The 19189-nt window shown below is 51.5% G+C and carries 16 protein-coding genes and 1 riboswitch; of the genes, 9 read left to right on the top strand and 7 right to left on the bottom strand.

What is annotated here, in order from left to right:
* From BN102_RS11230 to BN102_RS09240, 5 genes are all read right to left on the bottom strand, one after another.
* The coding region (locus BN102_RS11230; RefSeq protein WP_156810974.1) for a TonB-dependent receptor plug domain-containing protein at nucleotides 1-992 on the bottom strand (992 nt) is incomplete at its 3' end.
* 118 nt (nucleotides 993-1110) lie between these two features.
* Nucleotides 1111-2184 (bottom strand): sirohydrochlorin cobaltochelatase, encoded by a 1074-nt coding sequence (locus tag BN102_RS09260; RefSeq protein WP_021311961.1) that lies wholly within the window; start codon nucleotides 2182-2184, stop codon nucleotides 1111-1113.
* A complete protein-coding gene (locus tag BN102_RS09255) occupies nucleotides 2171-4297 on the bottom strand; it encodes a TonB-dependent receptor plug domain-containing protein (protein WP_036787976.1) in 2127 nt (708 codons plus the stop codon). Before BN102_RS09255 ends, BN102_RS09260 begins: the two co-directional genes overlap by 14 nt.
* A 115-nt stretch (nucleotides 4298-4412) precedes the next feature.
* A riboswitch (cobalamin riboswitch) is annotated at nucleotides 4413-4610 on the bottom strand.
* The gene (locus tag BN102_RS09245) at nucleotides 4603-4797 is read right to left on the bottom strand and encodes a hypothetical protein (protein WP_019208860.1); all 195 of its coding nucleotides are present in this window, start codon (nucleotides 4795-4797) and stop codon (nucleotides 4603-4605) included. Its footprint overlaps the riboswitch before it by 8 nt.
* Before the next feature lie 130 nt (nucleotides 4798-4927).
* Nucleotides 4928-6064, bottom strand: a complete 1137-nt coding sequence (locus BN102_RS09240; RefSeq protein WP_019208859.1) for an AAA family ATPase — start codon at nucleotides 6062-6064, stop codon at nucleotides 4928-4930.
* A gap of 69 nt (nucleotides 6065-6133) precedes the next feature.
* Here BN102_RS09240 and BN102_RS09235 point away from each other — a divergent pair, with 69 nt between their 5' ends.
* Nucleotides 6134-6385, top strand: coding sequence for a hypothetical protein (locus tag BN102_RS09235; RefSeq protein WP_019208858.1), 252 nt, complete (start codon nucleotides 6134-6136; stop codon nucleotides 6383-6385).
* Nucleotides 6386-6423: 38 nt separating this feature from the next.
* On the opposite strand, the gene BN102_RS10955 is transcribed toward BN102_RS09235, so the two are convergent.
* Nucleotides 6424-6555, bottom strand: a complete 132-nt coding sequence (locus tag BN102_RS10955; RefSeq protein WP_019208857.1) for a hypothetical protein — start codon at nucleotides 6553-6555, stop codon at nucleotides 6424-6426.
* Between the two features lie 156 nt (nucleotides 6556-6711).
* Between BN102_RS10955 and BN102_RS09230 the strand changes: the two genes are divergently transcribed.
* From BN102_RS09230 to cbiB, 5 genes are read left to right on the top strand one after another with little or no spacing between them, the layout of a single operon-like run.
* Nucleotides 6712-8004, top strand: a complete 1293-nt coding sequence (locus tag BN102_RS09230) for a cobyrinic acid a,c-diamide synthase CobB (RefSeq protein ID WP_019208856.1) — start codon at nucleotides 6712-6714, stop codon at nucleotides 8002-8004.
* Nucleotides 8005-8013: 9 nt separating this feature from the next.
* Nucleotides 8014-8559, top strand: coding sequence for a cob(I)yrinic acid a,c-diamide adenosyltransferase (locus BN102_RS09225; RefSeq protein WP_019208855.1), 546 nt, complete (start codon nucleotides 8014-8016; stop codon nucleotides 8557-8559).
* Nucleotides 8560-8561: 2 nt separating this feature from the next.
* The gene (locus BN102_RS09220; RefSeq protein ID WP_019208854.1) at nucleotides 8562-10085 is read left to right on the top strand and encodes a cobyric acid synthase; all 1524 of its coding nucleotides are present in this window, start codon (nucleotides 8562-8564) and stop codon (nucleotides 10083-10085) included.
* Nucleotides 10054-11043 carry an aminotransferase class I/II-fold pyridoxal phosphate-dependent enzyme gene (locus BN102_RS09215; RefSeq protein WP_019208853.1) on the top strand — a complete coding sequence of 330 codons (990 nt, stop codon included), beginning with the start codon at nucleotides 10054-10056 and terminating at the stop codon, nucleotides 11041-11043. The genes BN102_RS09220 and BN102_RS09215 overlap by 32 nt, the downstream gene beginning before the upstream one ends.
* The gene (gene cbiB / locus BN102_RS09210; RefSeq protein ID WP_019208852.1) at nucleotides 11034-12035 is read left to right on the top strand and encodes an adenosylcobinamide-phosphate synthase CbiB; all 1002 of its coding nucleotides are present in this window, start codon (nucleotides 11034-11036) and stop codon (nucleotides 12033-12035) included. Before BN102_RS09215 ends, cbiB begins: the two co-directional genes overlap by 10 nt.
* 94 nt (nucleotides 12036-12129) lie before the next feature.
* Here cbiB and BN102_RS09205 read toward each other — a convergent pair whose 3' ends face one another.
* On the bottom strand, nucleotides 12130-12876 hold the full coding sequence (locus BN102_RS09205) for a DUF6261 family protein (protein ID WP_019208851.1): 747 nt from the start codon (nucleotides 12874-12876) through the stop codon (nucleotides 12130-12132).
* A gap of 597 nt (nucleotides 12877-13473) precedes the next feature.
* On the opposite strand from BN102_RS09205, the gene BN102_RS09195 reads away from it, so the two are divergent.
* The 3 genes from BN102_RS09195 to BN102_RS09185 all read left to right on the top strand — a co-directional run bounded on the left by BN102_RS09195 (nucleotide 13474) and on the right by BN102_RS09185 (nucleotide 18685).
* Nucleotides 13474-14961 (top strand): potassium/proton antiporter, encoded by a 1488-nt coding sequence (locus tag BN102_RS09195; RefSeq protein ID WP_051007723.1) that lies wholly within the window; start codon nucleotides 13474-13476, stop codon nucleotides 14959-14961.
* A gap of 62 nt (nucleotides 14962-15023) precedes the next feature.
* Nucleotides 15024-17255, top strand: coding sequence for an alpha-L-rhamnosidase-related protein (locus tag BN102_RS09190; RefSeq protein ID WP_019208848.1), 2232 nt, complete (start codon nucleotides 15024-15026; stop codon nucleotides 17253-17255).
* Between the two features lie 11 nt (nucleotides 17256-17266).
* Nucleotides 17267-18685, top strand: coding sequence for a sialate O-acetylesterase (locus BN102_RS09185; RefSeq protein WP_019208847.1), 1419 nt, complete (start codon nucleotides 17267-17269; stop codon nucleotides 18683-18685).
* The last annotated feature ends 504 nt before the right edge of the window (nucleotides 18686-19189 follow it).

The following is a 19189-nucleotide window of genomic DNA, read 5'->3' as shown; positions in this document are numbered from 1 at the left end:
CCTATCCGGTAGGTCTTCGTCGCTACGTCGTATACCTTGCCGTAGCGGTAATTATCGCTGGTAAAATCGTATTGGAACGAGTTCCGCTTGCTAAGTTTATAGATGCCTCCCGCATTGAAGCGCAACGATTTGTGGCGCATCTCGTAGTCCGAGCCTCCGTCGACGTCTTGACGGGTATCCGGACGGTCGGTCAGCCTTTTCGATACTTCTGCCTCGCCGTGAAAAGCTAAACGGTCGATAGGAGAATAGGAGAATCGTTGGCTGAACAGATCCGAGTGATAGCCGGTAAATAGCGGAGCGATCGTTCTCCGGGTTTCCCCCGTCGAACCCTTTACGTATTCCGAATCGTTGTTTTGATAGCTGTCGGCCTCATCGTGCGTGTAAGCCGTGTATGAACCGAATCCGTGCGCGACGAGATCGGCATTGACCGACTGGATGAATTTGCCTTTTCCGGAGGCATGCGTATTCGTCGTAGCAGAAATCATGTCTTCGGTCGGTTGGTCGGTAATGACATTGATCACTCCGCCGATAGCGTCCGAGCCGTAGAGCGAAGATGCGGCGCCGTCGAGCACTTCGATCCGGCGCACTCTGGCCATCTGGATACGGTAGAGGTCTACGTTGTTTGATATATCCCCGGTCAGTTTCTTCCCGTTGACAAGAAGGAGGATGTACTTGTTCCCCAGTCCGTTTAACCGAAGAAATGAACCCATGGAACTTGGCGAAAGAGAGATCTGAGGCATCATCCGGCTGACGGCATCCGAGAAGCGGAAGAGCCCTTGCTCATGAATTGCCTGTTTGGAAAGCACGTGAACGGGTGCCGTGGTAGCTTTCAGCCGTTGATGATGACCGGTTCCCGTGACCACGATAGGGCTGAGGTCGAAGATCCTGCTTGTCAGGTCGAGGGTATCTGCCTTCGACGTATGTATCTGGGCGAGGATATGGCTTTGGCAGATTGATAGGCAAATCGATAAAATGATCGTATTCTTCATCATGATGGAAAAGAGGCGATAGGGGTTTCATCCAATTAAAAGCTTCCCGCCGAAAGGCGGAAAGCTTTTTGCGAAGAGTTGTTATGAAAGATCTTTCGGTCATACATCCTTGCGGATCTGATCATTCCGGATTTTTCGAATGATAGTAATCGAGCGGCTCGCCGTTGATGGCGTTGGTGGTATGTTGCATCCAAAGGGCGCGTATGTCCTCGAGTTCGAGTAACCCTTTGAGAAGCGAAGTACTGTTGTTGCAGGTATATCCCGCTGCCGAGAAGAAGGCTTTCCAACTCACTTCCTCATCGTTTTCGTCGAGATTGGCGGGAGCTTTGCTGTCGCCGGCCATATCGTTGTGAGCATGATCGCCGGCGATGGCCATCAACGGGTGCAGATAAACTGTACCTGTAGCAATGCCTGCCGCCTTCATGCGGGCATACACGTTGTTCTTGTAGTTATCCGGCATGTCCACTGTCCCTACGTAGTAATTAGGACTGATTTTCTGCAAAGCTTCCTCTAACTGAGAGTAACGGATGTTCGCTTTATAGGTATCGTAGGTGTCGGGGTTGCCATGTCCCATGAAGGCTACGATACCCTTGGAAGTGTAGGCGTTGAAATTTTTATCGAGCGCGGCGGCCAGATTTTTCACGTCCGTATCGGCTTCTTGCATCAAAGGAGTGCCGAGATAAAGCTTGACCGTCGAGAGATACTTGTCGTCGAGATCGGCGTTGTTGTTATTGGCAAAATCCTTGATATGATTGATTACGCGCGCATATTCCTCACCGGGGATAACCTGCAAGGATTGCACGACGATGGCGCTGTACTTCACGCGCCCGAAAGCTTCCAGCCAGTAATTGGGAGAATAGAAGTTGCGCGAGGCGACATGTTCCCCGGCAGCTGCCCGATTGATGCAAATAGCGGAAGAGAACGACAGATAGACATCGTAATCGGGGAACTTGCCCTGATAGGCTTTGACGGTTTCGTCGAACGCATCGAAAGCCTGCTGCCAAGTACTGCCGAAAGCGACTAACAAGAGGGCCTTGTCGTGCTTCTTTTGCGAAGATACGGTAGCATCGACGGCCCGTTGGTAACGTTCGTAATTCGACGTGGGTTCGTTATCATCGCTGTGGTTACAAGCGGTGAATGAAACTGCGGTCAGCATGGCTATGAAAGCCGGTAATAAAAACTTAATTTTCCTCATTGTAATTTTGATTTAAATTGAACTTATACTTATTGGTTAATTTCTTTCCCTGCGAGAATTTGACTGCGAACGAAGCGAAAATGGTAGTGCCCGGAGTGGTAGTGCCTACGTGCAGCCCGTGGTAAGTACGGTCTACGTAATTGAATATATTATCGATTCCCGCTTCCAACCGGTAGCTTACTCGCTTGCTCTTTCCCAACTCATGAGCGGTAGAGAGTTTCCAAATCTGGTAGCCTTTGCCGTTCCCGTTTATCTGGTAATACCGTTTGGTAGACATCTTTCCGTAAATGCCGAGGCTCAACCTGTAGGCAGGGGTGAAACGATGCCCCCACGTAGCGAAGAAATTGGCTTTATGATGAGCCATGCCGTCAATGACCACGTCTTGCAGCAGCTCTTTGGCGCTGTCGTATGTTTTTGCCTTAGTGTCCAAATAACTGTAGCCTGCTCCGACGGTTATTTCGTTCGTCATTGAGTAGTTGATGTGCACGTCGGCGCCGTACGTCTCGGCGCTTTCCAGATTTTTGTATTGGCGTACTTTGACCGGATCGTACTGAGCGATGTCTGCTCCGGGAGCTTCGCTTCTCGGAATGGTGACCAGCGCAATCATTCTGTCGACGTGATTGTAGTATCCGGTTACGGAAACGGCGAACTTGTGGATCCTGTATTCCGCATTGAAAGCGTAGTAATCGGATGTCTGCGGACGGAGCTTTTTATTGCCTAAGTACAGGTAAACTCCGCTCATCTCGCGCAGGTATCGGTAATGCAGTTCTTTGGGAGTGGGAGTTTTGAAACCCTGACTCCACGTGGCGCGCAGGCGAAAATCGCCCAGGCTCAGCATGGCCGAGATTTTGGGCGTCGCCCTGAATCCGAAAGCCGCGTTCTTATTCAAACGAATGCCGGCTGTGATGTTCAACGGGCGAAGCAGGTCGAACTCATCCTGCAGATACAGGGCCGCCGTATGATCGTGCGCTTTCCCGTTTACGACTCGCATGGGGGCGTGCAGCCAGTCGTACCGCCATTCGAAGCCGGCGTTCAACCGATTTTCGTAAGGCAAGGCAAATACGCCTTTCATTTGAACCATGCTGCGTTCCTGGTTGCTTTGAAGGTTTTTCTGGCCGGGAAAGTAAGGGAAATAATGATCTAACGTTCCGTTCACGTACGCATCCGTCAAAGTCGTGTCGGTATAGTTGTAAAAATACGCGTGCTTGTCCCAGCTGACCTCCCAGCTGACCGCATCGGTGGGGTTTATTTGCCATTTCCCTCCGGCATTGACCGAAGCGTTGTGATATTCCAGATCGTAGGTCTTTACGTCGCACGAGGGATATTTTCCGCTTACACGGTAAATGCGTTTCCAATGAGTGCTTCCTTGGGCATAGACTTCCAGGCGCTGGTTGAATGCATAGGAGAGTCGTTCCGCTATTTGCCAGCTGGTGTGGCGGTTGACGGTTTTGTTTCTCGAATCCGTTATCAGGAATTCCGTTTGGTTGGGATCCTCCGTCGCGGTGTTCTGCCATCCGTCGGAATGTTGCAGTTGGAAGTTGGTATACGAGCTCCATTTGCCGAACTTCAGCCCGATGCCGTCGTGTTGACGGATATCGCCGTAGCTACCCGCGCGGGTCGTATTCTCTAATAGAAGTCCTTCGTCGGGTTTCTTCGTGATGATGTGGATGACGCCGGCGATGGCGTCGCTGCCGTAGAGGGCGGAAGAAGCTCCCTTCACGATTTCGATCTTTTCGATATGCTGAGGGTCGATAAGGCTCAAGTCGTTCTGACCGCCTACGTCGCCGTGGATGCGTTTCCCGTCGATAAGAATGAGGATATAACCGTTGCCTAAGCCGTTCATCTGCATTTGGCTGCCCATGTCGTCTTCATTGAAGTCGAACGAGGAAGTCAAGCCCGCCAACAGATCCTGAATGCTCTTTCCGGCATAGTTCCGTAACATCTTCCCGCTGATGACTTCCGTTTGGACGGGCACGTCCCTCAGCAGATGCTGGGTTCCCGTACCGGTGACGACGACCTCCGGGATCGAATCGCGCAGTTCGCCCTCCGTTTGTGCACAGGCCGTACTCCGCAGAAAGAAAGCTCCTAAAAAGAAAATAAATCCGTACTTCATCTTGCCGTTCATTTTGCACAATGCCGAAGTATCCTCCGTCGCAGGGCACCGGAAAGCACAGACCTGTGGCCTGTGGTACGAGGGACGCCGTGGCTTCAAATCCTGGAAGCATCGTGCTGATCGATCGAATCTTGGCAGGTCTTCTGGCTCTCCTCGATTGGCTCGTCTTCCCAAGTTATTACTCAGTGACTCTATGGATGGAGCGAATCTTTCAAAGAGGATTACAGCTGCAGGAACAGCTCCGGTTTTTCACCGGATTCCCTTGCATCAAGCCGTTCGCAGGGACTTGATTTCCAAATTCGTCCTCAAAGGTAAGCATATTTATCGAATTTGTTTCGGATCGCCCTTCTTTTTTTTCGCCTCGTGCCTGGCATGCGGCCGGCGGTGCGCACCGTTTTTTCACGCCCGGCAAAGGCGTGAAGGGCGCGGCCGTGGTCCGGAAGTTCGAAAACGTAGCGCGACGCGTCGAAAATTTCGACCGTACGAAACAAAAATTCCATAGTCACGAAATCGAAATTTCATAGGCATAAAAAATTGTTAACGTGCCTGTGTTAACAAATTTTTATAAGCACGAAACGGATGAGCCCTGCCCTTGCGCCGTACCGGGCGGGGCGGAGAATGGGTACGAGTTTATTCATAGAATGTCTGCCGTTGGAGCCACAATTTGAAAAGCGAGTCGTTGAACGCGATTTCTTGCCCGTCCATATCGATCAAATCTTTCTTTAGCAGGGCTTTTTTGATAGACTGTACGTTGGCGGACGATTCCAGGCGATATTCCCTGAGGATGTCCTTCCGACTGAAGCCGGTGGTGATGCCATGGGCTAATGCCTTGAGAAAATTCAACTGCAATTCGGAGAGTTGTTCGACCTCTCTCTTGAAGAACACTTTGTTTTGCTCCAGCAGGTCGTCAATAGCGTCGGCGATGTTTTTGTCGGTCACTACGCGATCGGATTTGTACCAGACGACCCAGGCCAAATGTTGAACGTAGGAAGAAAGATTTGCCGTCGCCTCGCAGATGCTCGCAGCCTGTTCGACGGTGATGCTCTTTCCCGTCTCTTGAAATTTGGTACGGATGAACGGAATCCATCGCTCGGCAGGTATTTTCTGCAAAAACATCAGGTCGCCGAACTTGTAAAATGGCATGCTTTGGTCGTTGAAGATGTTTTCCATCCAATGTTTCTTACTCCCGAACATGCAATAAGTGACCTCTTGTTGATGCTGCCAGACGGAACGAAGTTTTTTCTGGAAGGTGACGGAATCGGTAAAATCTGCCACTTGCTGGAACTCGTCCAGACACACGATAAGGCGGATGTGCTTCTTTTGAGCAATCTTCGCTGGCAATTGCAGGATGTCCGTTTCGGTATCGTCCTTCGGTTTCCATTCGAAAGAGAGAGAAAAGTCGTTCGTCGGGTCTGGACCGAACGAGAACTTGGGAGACAGGTGAGCGAGGAAGGTCCTGGCCAGCTCCACCCATTCGTCGAGTTTCGATGACGTCTGCTTGATGACTGCCGTAGCAAAAGCGTGGTAAAACTCGTATTCAGACTTGCATTGGAAAATATCGATGAATACCGGTTTCATGGTCGGCCTGTCAATTTCGGATATGACTTTCTTTACAAGTGAAGTCTTTCCCCATCGACGCGGCGATATGAGAATGGCGTTGATACCATGAGTGAGATTTGCGGTGAGACGTTTTGCATCTTCCTCTCTGTCCGTAAAGTGTGTTCCTTCGGCAGCTTTGCCAAATACAAAAGGATTCTCGGTTACCATATTTTTAAGCTATTTATAATTGCAAAACAAAGGTATGAAATAGCTTTATTACTAACAAGACTATTACTAATGAAACGGTTACTTTTTTGGATGAATCCATACTTTCCCGACGATATATTCTTCGGGGAACAATCCCCGGTAACGGGAATCGTTCGAGGCGAAGAGAAGCAGCGTCCCGATGAAATACACCGCGATGCACAATACCACCCATGGAACGGGGCGATGAAGCACATCGACGATTTTGTCGAAAAGAGGCCTCGTCTCGATGCCGGTAACTCGTATTCGCGCATCCCAGGCTCGCCCGATGTCGAATCCTCGTGATGAGGTACACGGGTAATCCTTCGAACTATTACAGTTTTTCAGTAACGAACAAAATAGTGGGTTGCTATAAAATTTTCGGTCAATGCCAGCGCTTCCATATCGGCTTTCGCAATCATGGATAATTCTTTCGTTTTTTGCAAAGAAGAATAAATGCCGTAACTCGCTACCATCGCAACTGTAGCAATTAAAAGTTAATTGCAAAAACTTTTTTGTATTCGTTTGTTTGTTCATATTCTTTTTTCGACCGGTATTCATTTTGCCTCGTGCTCCTTTTCATCTCTTGTTATTTTGCATTAACTTTGCGGTATTAATGAAAGACGAATCCGATGAAATCCGTATCTCAATTCCTCATAGCCGCTCCTTCTTCCGGCTCCGGCAAGACGACGATCGCGCGCGGACTGATGAGATTGTTTGTCCGGCAGGGGATGGAGGTGCATCCGTTTAAATGCGGTCCCGACTATATCGACACGAAGTTTCATGCCGAGGTGTGCGGGCATCCGTCGGTGAACCTCGATACGTTTATGGCGTCGAAAGAACATGTGCGTGCCTTGTATGCGCATTATGCTGGCGGTGCGGACGTGTGCGTGGTGGAAGGGATGATGGGATTGTACGACGGCTACGACAGAGATAAGGGCTCTACGGCGGAGATTGCCGAGACGTTGGGCTTACCGGTCGTCTTGGTTGTCGACGCCCAATCCGCCGCTTATTCCGTCGCGCCTTTGCTCTCGGGCTTTATGCGTTTCAAGGAAGAGGTGCGTATCGCAGGCGTCCTGTTCAATAGAGTCGGTTCGCCGCGTCATTATGCTCTGTTGCAGCAAGCATGCGCCGACCTGCATATCGCATGTTTCGGCTATTTGCCGAAACATGCGGAGTTGGAGCAGTCGTCGCGTTATTTAGGGCTGGATTTCAGTCGGGACGATCAAGCCTTGGACTTGCTTGTCCAGCAGTTGGAAGCGCATGTAGACTGGAAGCGGCTGTTGGAATCGACCGTTGCACCCCTTCCGCCTCGTGAGGAAGGACAGCTCTTCGAATGGCCTTTTGCAAAAAACGATAAAGCGTTTCGACGCATGCTGGTGGCCAGGAGCGAGGAGTCTTTCTCTTTTATTTATCAGGAACATATCGATATCTTGCACCGTGCAGGCGAAGTACGTTTTTTCAATCCGGAAGAGAACGTGCCGATCCCCGACGATACGGATCTGTTGTATCTGCCGGGAGGTTATCCGGAGAAGCATTCGGAGGTGCTGCAAAAGGCGGCCGATACTCGCCGTTCTATCCGGAAGTATGCCGAGGGCGGAGGAAACGTATTGGCGGAATGCGGCGGCATGATGTATCTCTGCAAGACGATCTTGCAGGAGGAAGGCGAGGCGGAGATGGTCGGGGTGTTGCCGTATACGATTACTGCCAGGAAAGCGGATCGACGACTGTCTTTGGGTTATCGGCGATTTCCGTACGAAGGGCGAATGTTTCGCGGCCATGAATTTCATTATTCTCAATTCTTCGGGGAGGCGCCTGCCTCGGAGATTCAGGTGTACGATGCCAAGGGCGGAGCCGTACCCACGCCGGTATTCCGGCAGGGAAATGTGCTCGCTTCGTATACCCATCTGTATTGGGGAACTTAATCGTTGCTTATGAAAAAGATATACACAAAGACCGGCGATGCGGGGATGACGAGCCTTCGGAACGGCGTTCGCGTCCCGAAGGATGACATTCGCATAGAGACCAACGGCATGCTCGACGAACTCAACGCCCTGTTGGGCGTTTGCCGCTCGTCGCTTCCCGTTGAAGACGAGAGGTGGCGGATGCTTTACGCCATTCAGACAGAACTGATGAGCGTGATGAGTCACGTGGCCACGTCTTCGGGGAAGGTCAATCCGAAGGAACTCCATGTAGCGGAACTGACCCGACGGATGGAGGAGGCGATGGACAGGATGCACGAGGAGGTCGGCGATGCCGGACATTTTATCCTCCCCGGCGGTACGCTCTTGTCCGCTCGGTTGCATTTCGCTCGCGCCGTAGCTCGCACCGCAGAGCGGCGATTGTGGACGCTGAATCGGCAAGACGATGTGAATGACGAGATATTGTGCTTCATGAACCGGTTGTCCGATTACCTCTTCCTGTCGGCGCGCTTAGAAATACGCCGTCAAAGACGTGAAGAAGAATTTTATGTTAAATAGCGATGGAAAAGCTTCATCCTCTGATGTTCGTCGGAACGGGCAGCGACGTCGGAAAGAGCATTCTCACCGCTGCCTTTTGCCGCATCTTTAAACAGGACGGCTATGCCCCCGCGCCCTTCAAGGCGCAGAACATGGCGCTCAATTCGTACGTTACGCCCGAGGGACTGGAAATCGGGCGGGCGCAAGCGGTACAGGCGGAGGCGGCAGGTATCGCCTGCCATACCGACATGAATCCGTTGCTGCTCAAGCCGCAGTCGGATCATACCTCGCAGGTGATACTGAACGGACGGGTCATTGGGAATCGGGATGCTTACGATTATTTTCGCAGAGAGGGACGGGAGGAATTGCGAAGGGAAGTCTGCGCGGCATTCGATCGTTTGAACGCCCGTTATAATCCCGTCGTTCTGGAAGGGGCGGGGAGTATTTCGGAACTGAATCTGAGGGATTCCGATTTGGCTAATCTCCCGATGGCCATGCATGCGAGGGCGGATACGATTCTTATCGGCGACATCGACCGCGGAGGAGTATTCGCCAGCGTGTACGGTTCTCTGAAATTGCTCGATCCCGATCAAAGGCGACGGATAAAGGGTATTCTGATCAATAAGTTCCGCGGAGACCTGCGATTGTTCGATTCGGGTGTGAAGCTGCTGGAGCATATCTGCCGGGTACCGGTAGTGGGAGTCGTTCCTTACTACAGCGATATCCATATCGAGGAGGAAGACAGTGTAGACCTGGCTTCCAAATCCGTGCAGGCGAAGCGGGGGAAGGTGAATGTGGCGGTCGTCCTCCTGCGCCATCTGAGCAACTTTACCGATTTCGACGTCTTGGAGCGAGACCCTCGTGTGCACCTGTTCTACACCGATAACGTGGAGGATCTGTCGAAGGCGGACATCCTTCTCCTCCCGGGCAGCAAGAGCACGATTGCCGACCTGTATGAGTTGCGCCGTAACGGCGTAGCGCAGGCTATTGTCCGCGCTCGTCGGGAAGGAGCGTCGGTGATGGGCATCTGTGGCGGCTTTCAACTGATGGGACGAGAGGTCTTGGACCCCCATCACGTAGAAGGCGAGATCGAACGTCTCCCGGGCTTGGGATTGCTGCCGGTGAGTACAGTGATGGAAAGGGAGAAGATTACGCGCCAAGTTCGCTTCCGTTCCGTCTATTCCGACGCGACGGATGACAGCTTGGAAGGCTATGAGATCCACATGGGACGTACCGAACCCTTCGGCGATGCGAAGCCCTCTCCGCTGAATAAGTTCCGCGACGGACGTGAGGACGGCTACTTTGTCGACAATCGATGCATGGGAACTTATATCCACGGCATTCTCGATAACCCTTCGTTCGTCGACTTCCTGTTGGCTCCTTTCGCCGGGAAGATCGGCGAGGCGAAGAAGCCGTTCGACTATCGCGCTTTCAAGGAAGAGCAGTATGATAAGCTGGCGGCGCACGTCAGGAAGCATGTCGACATGGAATTGATTTACCGAATATTGAAGAACGATGCTGGAAGGACACGGAGACGACGGATATAACTACCGCGGGAAGGTGAAGATGAACTTCAGTTCGAATATCTTCAGTCATATCGATTTGAGCGGACTGAAGCGCCACCTAAGCGAACATTTGGACCTGATCGACCATTATCCCGAGCCGGAACCCCATGCCTTGGAACGGATGATTGCCGAGAGGGCGGGCATCGAAGCGGGCAACGTTTTGGTTACGAACGGAGCGACCGAAGCGATTTACCTGATCGCCCGCCTCTTCGGCAGAGACAGACAGTGCGTCTGTACCCCTACCTTTGCGGAATACGAGGCCGCCATCTCGGCAGCTGCCGAGCTACCCGCCTCGGAGAGAATGATTCACTGGATCTGCAACCCGAATAACCCCACGGGCGCGGTGTTGCCGCTGGAAGAATGGAGGCGTCGGCTTGGGGCGAACGCCTCCGATATCTATGTCGTCGACCAGTCGTATGCCGCCTATACGCTGCAACCGACGCTCCCGCCCTCCGTCGTGAATCGCTGTCGCCGCTGTCTCCTCGTGTATTCGATGACCAAGCGCTATGGCATACCGGGCTTGCGTTTGGGATACGTCGTTGCTGCCAAGCGAACGATCGGGCGACTTCGGAAATATAAACCGACGTGGTCGGTGAATGCGCTGGCCATCGAGGCCGGCAAGTACCTGTTGAAGCACGATATCCCGAATTTTCCCGACATGCACCGCTATCTGGCGGAAACGCAACGGTTGCGTGCCGGGCTGAATCGAATAGAAGGCGTAGCGGCCCTGCAGACGGAGACGAACTTCATGCTCGTCCGTTTGCCGAGAGGGACGGCTGCCGCATTAAAGACGTACCTGATCGATCGGCACGGCATCCTCGTACGCGACGCCTCCAACTTCAAGGGATTGAATGAACGCTATATCCGCGTAGCGGCGCAACTGCCGGAGGAGAACGATGCACTGGTCGAAGCCGTTAAAACCTATATGTCATGTCGGTAGAGGAATTCCTACTGTACGAGTTGACGCCTTTCCTGACGGGCTGGTTGCTGGATCTCCGCTTCGGCGATCCCGGGGGGATGCCTCATCCCGTCGTCGGCTTCGGGAAACTGATCGCGGCGGGCGAGAGACGATGGAACAGGGGGGCGCGGCGGCGGCTGAAAGGCGGCGCGATGGCGGTCGGGTTGATTGGAGGAACGTTCTGCTTCGTCCGTCTCCTCTTCGATTTGCTGGAAAGAGAAATTCGGACATTCGGCATGATTTCGCTTCCTTCGTTAGCGTACGTGCTGCTGGCGATCTATTTGGTCTTCACTTCATTGGCCGGGACGACCCTGATCCGGGAAGTGCGAGGCGTTTTCCATGCGCTCGATCGCTCGTTGGACGAGGGAAGGAAGCAGGTCGCCCGTATCGTCGGACGCGATACCCGCGAGCTTTCGGCGCAGGAAGTACGGACCGCTGCCTTGGAGACTTTGGCGGAGAATCTGAGCGACGGGGTGATTGCGCCTCTCTGCTGGTACCTTCTGCTGGGAGTGCCCGGCATGCTGGCTTACAAGATGGCGAATACTCTCGATTCGATGATAGGCTATCGCACGGCGCGGTATCGCAACTTCGGGTGGGCGGCGGCGCGAATCGACGACGTCGTCAATTACCTTCCCGCGCGGCTGACCGCCTTCCTGATGTTGCTCGCCCATAGCATGCTTTATCCGAAGCGGGCGCATTTTGTTCGGAACCTGAAGTTTGTCGGGAGGTTCAGCAGGAAGCATGCCAGCCCCAACAGCGGTTATCCCGAGGCGGCCTTGGCGGCCATCCTCGACTGTCGCTTCGGCGGGCCGCATTCCTACTTCGGCGAGCGTATCCCGAAGCCTTACATCGGCATGCGTCTCCGCCGCTTGACCGCGGTCGACATGCGAACGGCGATCCGGATCAACCGTCTCGCCGAAGTCGCTATGGTGATGCTCACGGTCGGTACCTCCGTTTTCATCGCTTCCTTATAGTTGTCGTCCTGACACGAACGACTCGTACATGGTACTCACGTTTCCGGCCCTTATTCTTCCTCTTGGAGGGGGAGGAGGAATGAGCGTCTTGCCGTTATTTATCCTCGGCTTTTTCTTCATTCTCGTCAGGGAGCGGAGCATTCCCGCTTCGGATTGTCAGTTTCAACCGCCGGATGTCTGCATTCACCTGGTCGATGAAGTCGCTGTAAGCCTCCGGGCCTTCTATCAGGGAATAAGCGTTGAGCACCTCAGCGAAAGCCTTGTACAGTTTTTCCGACTCTTGCCGCGCTGCGAACGTTTCACCCACGATGCGCCCCGCCTGCTCCTTGTTACGCTGCTGAATCAATTGTGCCACCGTTTCGTTCTTGGCCTTCAGGGCAGCCGTCACGAGGGTCAGATCCAAGGCTTTCACTTGTTCTGTATACTTGCTGTCCAGGTCTTGAAGCAGATTTTCCGTCATGCCTATCTGTTGCGTCAGATTCCATTTCGTGTTGATAGCGTAATCCTTCAGATTCTGCCAGAGTACCTTAGCCGCCTCCGCCTTTTCCGGCACGATGAAGTCGAGGTATGCTTTTACCGTCCTGCGATATTGCTGGTAGACTCGGTCGCGCTCTTCGTCCGCCGCTTTGATTTCGTCTGTAATCAGACTCTTCCGCGATAATTTCAGCTTTTCGTCGAACGTATTAAAGGCGGCTTTCCATTCGGCGATTTCCACTGCCAATTTCTGTGTGATCGTTTCGTTTTTCGCTGCGCTCTCCAACGTATCTTTTTGAAATTGGAACGATGCGCCCTGCGTCAGTTGCTTGAGATAGAAGGCATCCAAAAATTTTCTTTTTCTCATGGTACTAATTGGTTTTAAAGAAGTTAAATATAAAGTAGAACAATCTCGTTACGAATCGAATGTTGTGTTGCTTCGATATTTTTCGAATAGGTTCTGTCCTTTCTTTTCTCCGTAAAGATATAAAATATTCTCCGAAAAAATTGATATTTATTTTGTAAAAGATGTTTGAGATATAATTTTGCCCGGAATTGCTCCGACCTGCGGCAGGTTTGATTATTTTCCGGTTAGGATTGCTTCGATCTGCAGCAAGTTTGATCATTTTCCGTTCGGAATTGCTCCGACCTGCGGCAGGTTTGATTGTTTTTCGTTCGGAATTGCTTCGATCTGCGACAGGTTTGATTATTTTCCGGTTAGAATTGCTCCAACCTGTGGCAGGTTTGATTATTTTCCGTTCGGAATTGCTTCGATCTGTGGCAGGTTTGATCGTTTTCCAGTTGGAATCTTCCCCGAGTATTGCAAGGGAGAGACGATACGAAAACGGGTGAATCGTGCCGACGAAGAACAGATTTTTTTCGGGAAACGATTCGCTTTCTTCTGTTTTTTCTATATTTGCATACCGATCGGCAGAGAATAGACGAGCCGATGAGGTGGTAATATATGACATTTACGACTGAAAATATATTTTTTTTAGGTTCAGGACTGATATTCATCAGCATTCTCATCAGCAAAACCGGATATAAATTCGGCATCCCTACCTTGTTGCTGTTCCTTTTTACCGGCATGATTTTCGGTACCGACGGATTGGGCATCGAATTCAACAGCCCCGCCGACGCACAGGCAATCGGGATGCTGTCCTTAAGCGTCATCTTGTTTACGGGCGGTATGGATACCCGGTTCAAGGATATTAAACCGGTGCTGGGACCGGGCTTGATGCTTTCTACCTTAGGAGTGATCTTGACGACGGTCTTTACGGGATTGTTCATCTATTTCATCTCGCGGTTTACGGGCCTGGATATCCGTCTTTCGCTGGCGATGTCCGTTTTGTTGGCGGCTACCATGTCGTCGACCGATTCCGCCTCCGTGTTCAGTCTCTTGCGCTCGCAACGCATGGGGTTGAAATACAGGCTTCGCCCCATCCTGGAATTGGAAAGCGGTAGCAACGATCCTATGGCCTATATGCTTACGCTCGCCTTGGTCGAGATTGCCGCCACCGATACCGATTTTTCGCTGGCGAGTGTTGCAGGCAAGTTGATGTTGCAGTTTTTCGTGGGCGGGTTGCTGGGATGGTTGCTGGGGAAGGCCAGCACGTGGTTGCTCAATCGCATCAACCTTCCCAATACGGCCTTATATCCCGTATTGCTGCTGAGCATCATCCTCATTACCTATGCCGTGACGAATATGTTCGACGGCAACGGCTATCTGGCAGTTTATATCGCCGGGTTGATGGTGGGTAACCACCGCCTGAGCTACCGGCGCGAAATGAGCACCTTTCTCGATGGCCTCACCTGGTTGTTGCAGATCGTGATGTTCTTGACCTTGGGCCTGCTTGTCAACCCCACGGAGATGGTAGGCATTATTCCCATAGCCTTGGCGATAGGCATCTTCATGATGTTGGTAGCCAGACCGTTGAGCGTGTGGATCAGCCTCCTCCCTTTCCGACAGTTACCTGCCAAGACGAAGCATTTCTTGTCGTGGGTAGGACTTCGAGGGGCGGTTCCCATTATCTTCGCTACCTATCCCGTGATTGCGGGGCTTAAAGACTCGCATCTTCTCTTTAATATCGTGTTTTTCATCACACTGATGTCGCTGTCGTTGCAGGGAACGACCATCTCTTTGCTGGCTAAACGGTGGAATCTCGATTGCGAAGGAGAGACGGAAAGCGAATTCGGTATCGAGATTCCCGACGATATCGGGTCGAAACTGGCCGAATGCCGGGTCACCGAATCGATGCTCGCCAACGGGAACAAGATCGCCGATCTGAACTTCTCGAAGGGGGTGCTGATCATGTTGGTGAAGCGCGGCAACAGCTATATTGTGCCCAACGGACAGGTGGCATTGATCCCGGGCGACGTCCTGCTCACCATCTCGGAAACCAACCGCTCTGATTGCCCCGGTGAATTTACCATAGAAAAAGACGGGAAATAATAAGGCGATAAAGAGTTCTTATTATGGTTTTTTAGTAGCTTTGCATCATAATCCATTATTCTATGAAACACTATTCGTTTATTGCAGTTGCATTTTTTACGCTGTTCGGCAGCTGTCGGGAAGCGGCGGTAAAACCGGATCTGACCCTTGTAAACTCATTCGTGCAGGCAGTGCCAGTATGGGCCGAAGGACAGGATACGGTGAAGAATCAGACATTATCGTTTCGACAAGTGATCGAATCGAAGAACCCTCGATCGGCCTATATCCGTTTGGCTGCATCCGCCGATTACCGGCTGAGCGTGAACGGCACCTTCGTAGCGCACGGACCGTGCGTGGCCGCACACGACTTCTATCGGATAGACAGCTATGAGTTGACCCCTTACCTGATCTGCGACAGGAATGTGATTGCCGTGGAAGTAGCCGGTTACAACGAGTCGAGTTATTACCTGCTGAATCAACCTTCGTTCCTTCAGGCGGAAGTGGAAGTGGACGGGACGGTGGTAGCCGCTACGGGCACGGATTTCGAGGCTTACGACTTGCGACAGCGTAAGGCGGACGTGCCTCGTTTCAGTTTCCAACGCCCCTTTACGGAATATTATACGCTAAAACCGGATTATGGCGATTGGGCGACAAAGGCGGATTGGACGACCGACCGACAGCCTGTCAAACTGGCACGGACCCCGGATAAGAAACTGATCGTCCGACGCGTTCCGCATCCCGATTACCGTATCCACGGCGCAAAGGCAATGAATGATAGCATATATAAGTTCGACTGTAATAGCAGCGGTTTCCTCGGTCTGCACGTAAGGGTCGACAAGCCGTCGAAATTGCGCGTGTACTTCGACGAACTGCTGGGAGAAGACGGCGTCGTACACATCGAGCGCTTGGGTTGTCGGGCCTATGTGATTTACGAATTGCAACCGGGCGAATACGATTTGGAAAGTTTTGAACCTTACACCATGCAATACGTTCAATATGCTTTTGACGAAGGCGATGGCCAAGTCGGCAAGGTGTATATGCGCGATTATTGCGGAGCGGATGTGCAACGCGCCAAGTTTGCATCGGATAATGATGAACTGAACCGACTATTTGAAGCAGCCCGCGAGACGCACCGCCAGAATGCGCTGGATATTTTTATGGACTGCCCCTCTCGGGAACGCGCAGGCTGGTTGTGCGATAGTTATTTTTCCGCTCGCGTAGCATTCGACTTCTCCGGTAATACCAAGATTGAGAAAAACTTCATCGAGAATTTCCTTCTTCCGGAAGAGTTTAAGGATATAGATAGAGGTATGTTACCCATGTGCTATCCTTCCGATCATTGGAACCACAATTATATTCCCAATTGGGCGATGTGGTTCGTCCTCGAACTGGAAGAGTATTTGCACCGCAGCGGCGACCGCGCTCTGATTGATCAGGCTAAGCGGCGCGTCTATGATTTGGCGGATTACTTCAAACCTTATCTGAACGAGGATGGGTTGCTGGAAAAATTGGATAAGTGGGTATTCGTAGAATGGTCGGACGCCAATAAATACGTGCAGGACGTGAACTACCCGAGCAATATGCTCTATGCGGAGATGTTGGACGTCATGTCGCGTCTTTACGGAGATGAAGCCTTGCACGCTCAGGCCGAAGGCATACGCGAACAGATCCGCAGGCAGTCGTACGACGGACGTTTCTTCTGCGATAACGCCGTCCGCAAGAACGGAAAGCTGGAACGTACTGCCAATCATACCGAAGCTTGCCAATACTATGCTTTCTATCTAAAGAGCGCTACTCCCGAGACGTATCCGGAGTTGTGGAAACGCTTGCGCGACGAATTCGGTCCTGCCCGCAAGCAGTACAATCCTTATCCGGACGTGGCCTTTGCCAATGCCTTTATCGGAAACTACCTGAGATTGGAGATCCTCTCGAGGGCCGGTTTGTCAAAACAACTTCTGGACGAGTCCGTTGCCGAATACCTGATCATGGCCGACCGGACAGGAACGCTTTGGGAAAACATGACTCCGACGGCGAGTTGCAATCATGGCTTCGCCGCCCATATCGAACGCGTGCTGATGCGAGACATCTTGGGCGTTTACGATGTTTCGCCGACGGAGAAGAAAGTAACCTTGCGTTTTGTCGATACCGGACTGAAACATTGCAGAGGTATCCTCCCCGTGGGCGATGAGCACATAGAATTGGACTGGAATATCGAGGATGGTGTCCTGAAATATGAACTCGCCTTGCCTCGCGAATACCGGGCGGAAATCATTCCCGCAACGGAATCCGGATTGAAAGATATTGTTAAATTATAAATGCTAAAAGAATGAGAAAAAGATTAGTCTTGGGATGCTTTCTGCTGCTCTCTTTGCCGATCGCGGCGAAGATTGTATTCCCTACGGTGATGGCTGACAATATGGTCTTGCAGCAGAACGAACAGGTGAATCTATGGGGAAAAGCTTCCCCGAATGCGACGGTCAACGTCGTTCCTGCATGGGATCACAAGACGTACACGACTGTAGCCGACAAAGCAGGCAAGTGGATCGTCAAAGTGCAGACACCTTCGGCAGGCGGACCTTATGATATCGCATTCAGCGACGGGGAAAAAGTGACGTTGAAGAACATTCTGATCGGTGAAGTCTGGTTCTGTTCCGGACAGTCTAACATGCAGATGCCCGTGAAAGGCTTCGGAGGTCAGCCCGTGGCGGGCTCGACGGATTATATCGTAAAGGCGAGGAAAACGACTCCCATCCGTATGTATACCACAGTGAACAAGATTAGCAAAACCCCGATGGACGATATCGAAGGAAGCTGGAAAGAGCACACCTCGGAGGGAGTCGCTACGTGCAGCGCTACCGCTTATTTCTTTGCGAAATACTTGCAGGAGGTACTGGATGTACCCGTCGGATTGGTCATCTCCAACTGGGGAGGGTCCAACGTAGAAGCATGGATGAGCCGGGAAGCGATGATTCCGTTTAAGGAGTTCGACTTGTCATACCTGGATAACGATCGAAAATCGGGGAGGCCGGATAATCAAACGCCTTGTTACCTGTATAATGCAAAACTGCATCCGTTGATTAACTATACCGTGAGAGGAACGATCTGGTATCAGGGAGAAGCGAATACGGGGGATCCGGATTTATATACCCGCCTGTTCCCGGCCTTTGTGCAGGATCTGAGGAAATCGTTCAGTCAGGGAGAGATGCCCTTTTACTATGTACAGATCGCACCTTATTCCTACGGGAAACCTGATGAGACGGGAGCGGCGAAATTGAGGGAATCGCAACTGAAGTGCATGGACTTGATACCTAATTGCGGTATGGCCGTGACGATGGATGTCGGCGATCGGTATACGATTCATCCGAAACAGAAGAAAGAAATCGGGGATCGGCTGGCATACTGGGCTTTGGCGAAGACTTACCATCTTTCGGAGATACCTTATGAGAGCCCGGTTTATGACTCGATGACAGTGAAAGAAGGCAAGGCGATTCTGAGGTTCAAAACGTCGACCGGATTGTCTCCGATAGGAAAAAACTTGGAGGGATTCGAGGTTGCCGGAGCAGACAAGGTGTTCCATAAGGCAAAAGCTTATGTGAATGCATGGGAGAAAACAGTGGAAGTTTCATGCGATGAGGTCGAGGAGCCGGTTGCTGTCCGCTATGCATTTAAAAATTATGCAGCGGCGACCTTATTTAATGATTATGACATTCCCGTCTCTTCTTTCAGAACGGATAATTGGGAGTAAAAAAAGAACAAAATGGAGCTTATTCACTGTGCCGGTCTCTCTATCAATTTTGCCTTTATGCGATCAAACAGGATAATAGGAGCAATCAGGACGAAAGCAAAGTACCTCATTTGAATTTGCCTGACGCACTGCTCTGTAATGACGGGTGTAAGGTAACGACAACAGAAGAGTGGGGGAGCATACGATGTCCGGGAATAGTTGAAATATTCAGTTCGAAGGTGGTACGGTCGAACGTCGACGAAGCAGATTGACGTTTCCTACACCGTGTTGTCCGCTGATCCTACTGCATTGAAGGGGAAAGCTACTTGTAAACAGGTATTATTCGCTTTTTCGAACCGTATAATAGAGTTGACTCCCCATGGTAGTCTCGACAAGCTTATGGAATATGATGAATACATTTCTTCCTCTCAGATAAGCGAGATGAAGTCTCGGCTGTACGAGGCGTGATACGGGTTGGTGTGATAGGGGCTATCGGAGTGTTGATATAGAAGATGCAGTAGCTCG

This window comes from Phocaeicola abscessus CCUG 55929 (assembly GCF_000312445.1).
In the GTDB taxonomy this organism is placed as follows: Bacteria; Bacteroidota; Bacteroidia; order Bacteroidales; family Bacteroidaceae; genus Phocaeicola; species Phocaeicola abscessus.
This window is presented reverse-complemented; position numbering and strand designations above follow the sequence as displayed.

Bases quoted from the DNA above. Each gene is read 5' to 3' on its own strand.
- BN102_RS09260 (WP_021311961.1), bottom strand. From the start codon at position 2,184: ATGAGGAAAATTAAGTTTTTATTACCGGCTTTCATAGCCATGCTGACC.
- BN102_RS09215 (WP_019208853.1), top strand. From the start codon at position 10,054: ATGCTGGAAGGACACGGAGACGACGGATATAACTACCGCGGGAAGGTG.
- BN102_RS09220 (WP_019208854.1), top strand. From the start codon at position 8,562: ATGGAAAAGCTTCATCCTCTGATGTTCGTCGGAACGGGCAGCGACGTC.
- BN102_RS09205 (WP_019208851.1), bottom strand. From the start codon at position 12,876: ATGAGAAAAAGAAAATTTTTGGATGCCTTCTATCTCAAGCAACTGACG.
- BN102_RS09230 (WP_019208856.1), top strand. From the start codon at position 6,712: ATGAAATCCGTATCTCAATTCCTCATAGCCGCTCCTTCTTCCGGCTCC.
- BN102_RS09185 (WP_019208847.1), top strand. From the start codon at position 17,267: ATGAGAAAAAGATTAGTCTTGGGATGCTTTCTGCTGCTCTCTTTGCCG.
- BN102_RS09240 (WP_019208859.1), bottom strand. From the start codon at position 6,064: ATGGTAACCGAGAATCCTTTTGTATTTGGCAAAGCTGCCGAAGGAACA.
- BN102_RS09245 (WP_019208860.1), bottom strand. From the start codon at position 4,797: ATGGAATTTTTGTTTCGTACGGTCGAAATTTTCGACGCGTCGCGCTAC.
- BN102_RS09255 (WP_036787976.1), bottom strand. From the start codon at position 4,297: ATGAAGTACGGATTTATTTTCTTTTTAGGAGCTTTCTTTCTGCGGAGT.
- BN102_RS09190 (WP_019208848.1), top strand. From the start codon at position 15,024: ATGAAACACTATTCGTTTATTGCAGTTGCATTTTTTACGCTGTTCGGC.
- cbiB (WP_019208852.1), top strand. From the start codon at position 11,034: ATGTCGGTAGAGGAATTCCTACTGTACGAGTTGACGCCTTTCCTGACG.
- BN102_RS09225 (WP_019208855.1), top strand. From the start codon at position 8,014: ATGAAAAAGATATACACAAAGACCGGCGATGCGGGGATGACGAGCCTT.
- BN102_RS09195 (WP_051007723.1), top strand. From the start codon at position 13,474: ATGACATTTACGACTGAAAATATATTTTTTTTAGGTTCAGGACTGATA.
- BN102_RS10955 (WP_019208857.1), bottom strand. From the start codon at position 6,555: ATGGTAGCGAGTTACGGCATTTATTCTTCTTTGCAAAAAACGAAAGAA.
- BN102_RS09235 (WP_019208858.1), top strand. From the start codon at position 6,134: ATGAAACGGTTACTTTTTTGGATGAATCCATACTTTCCCGACGATATA.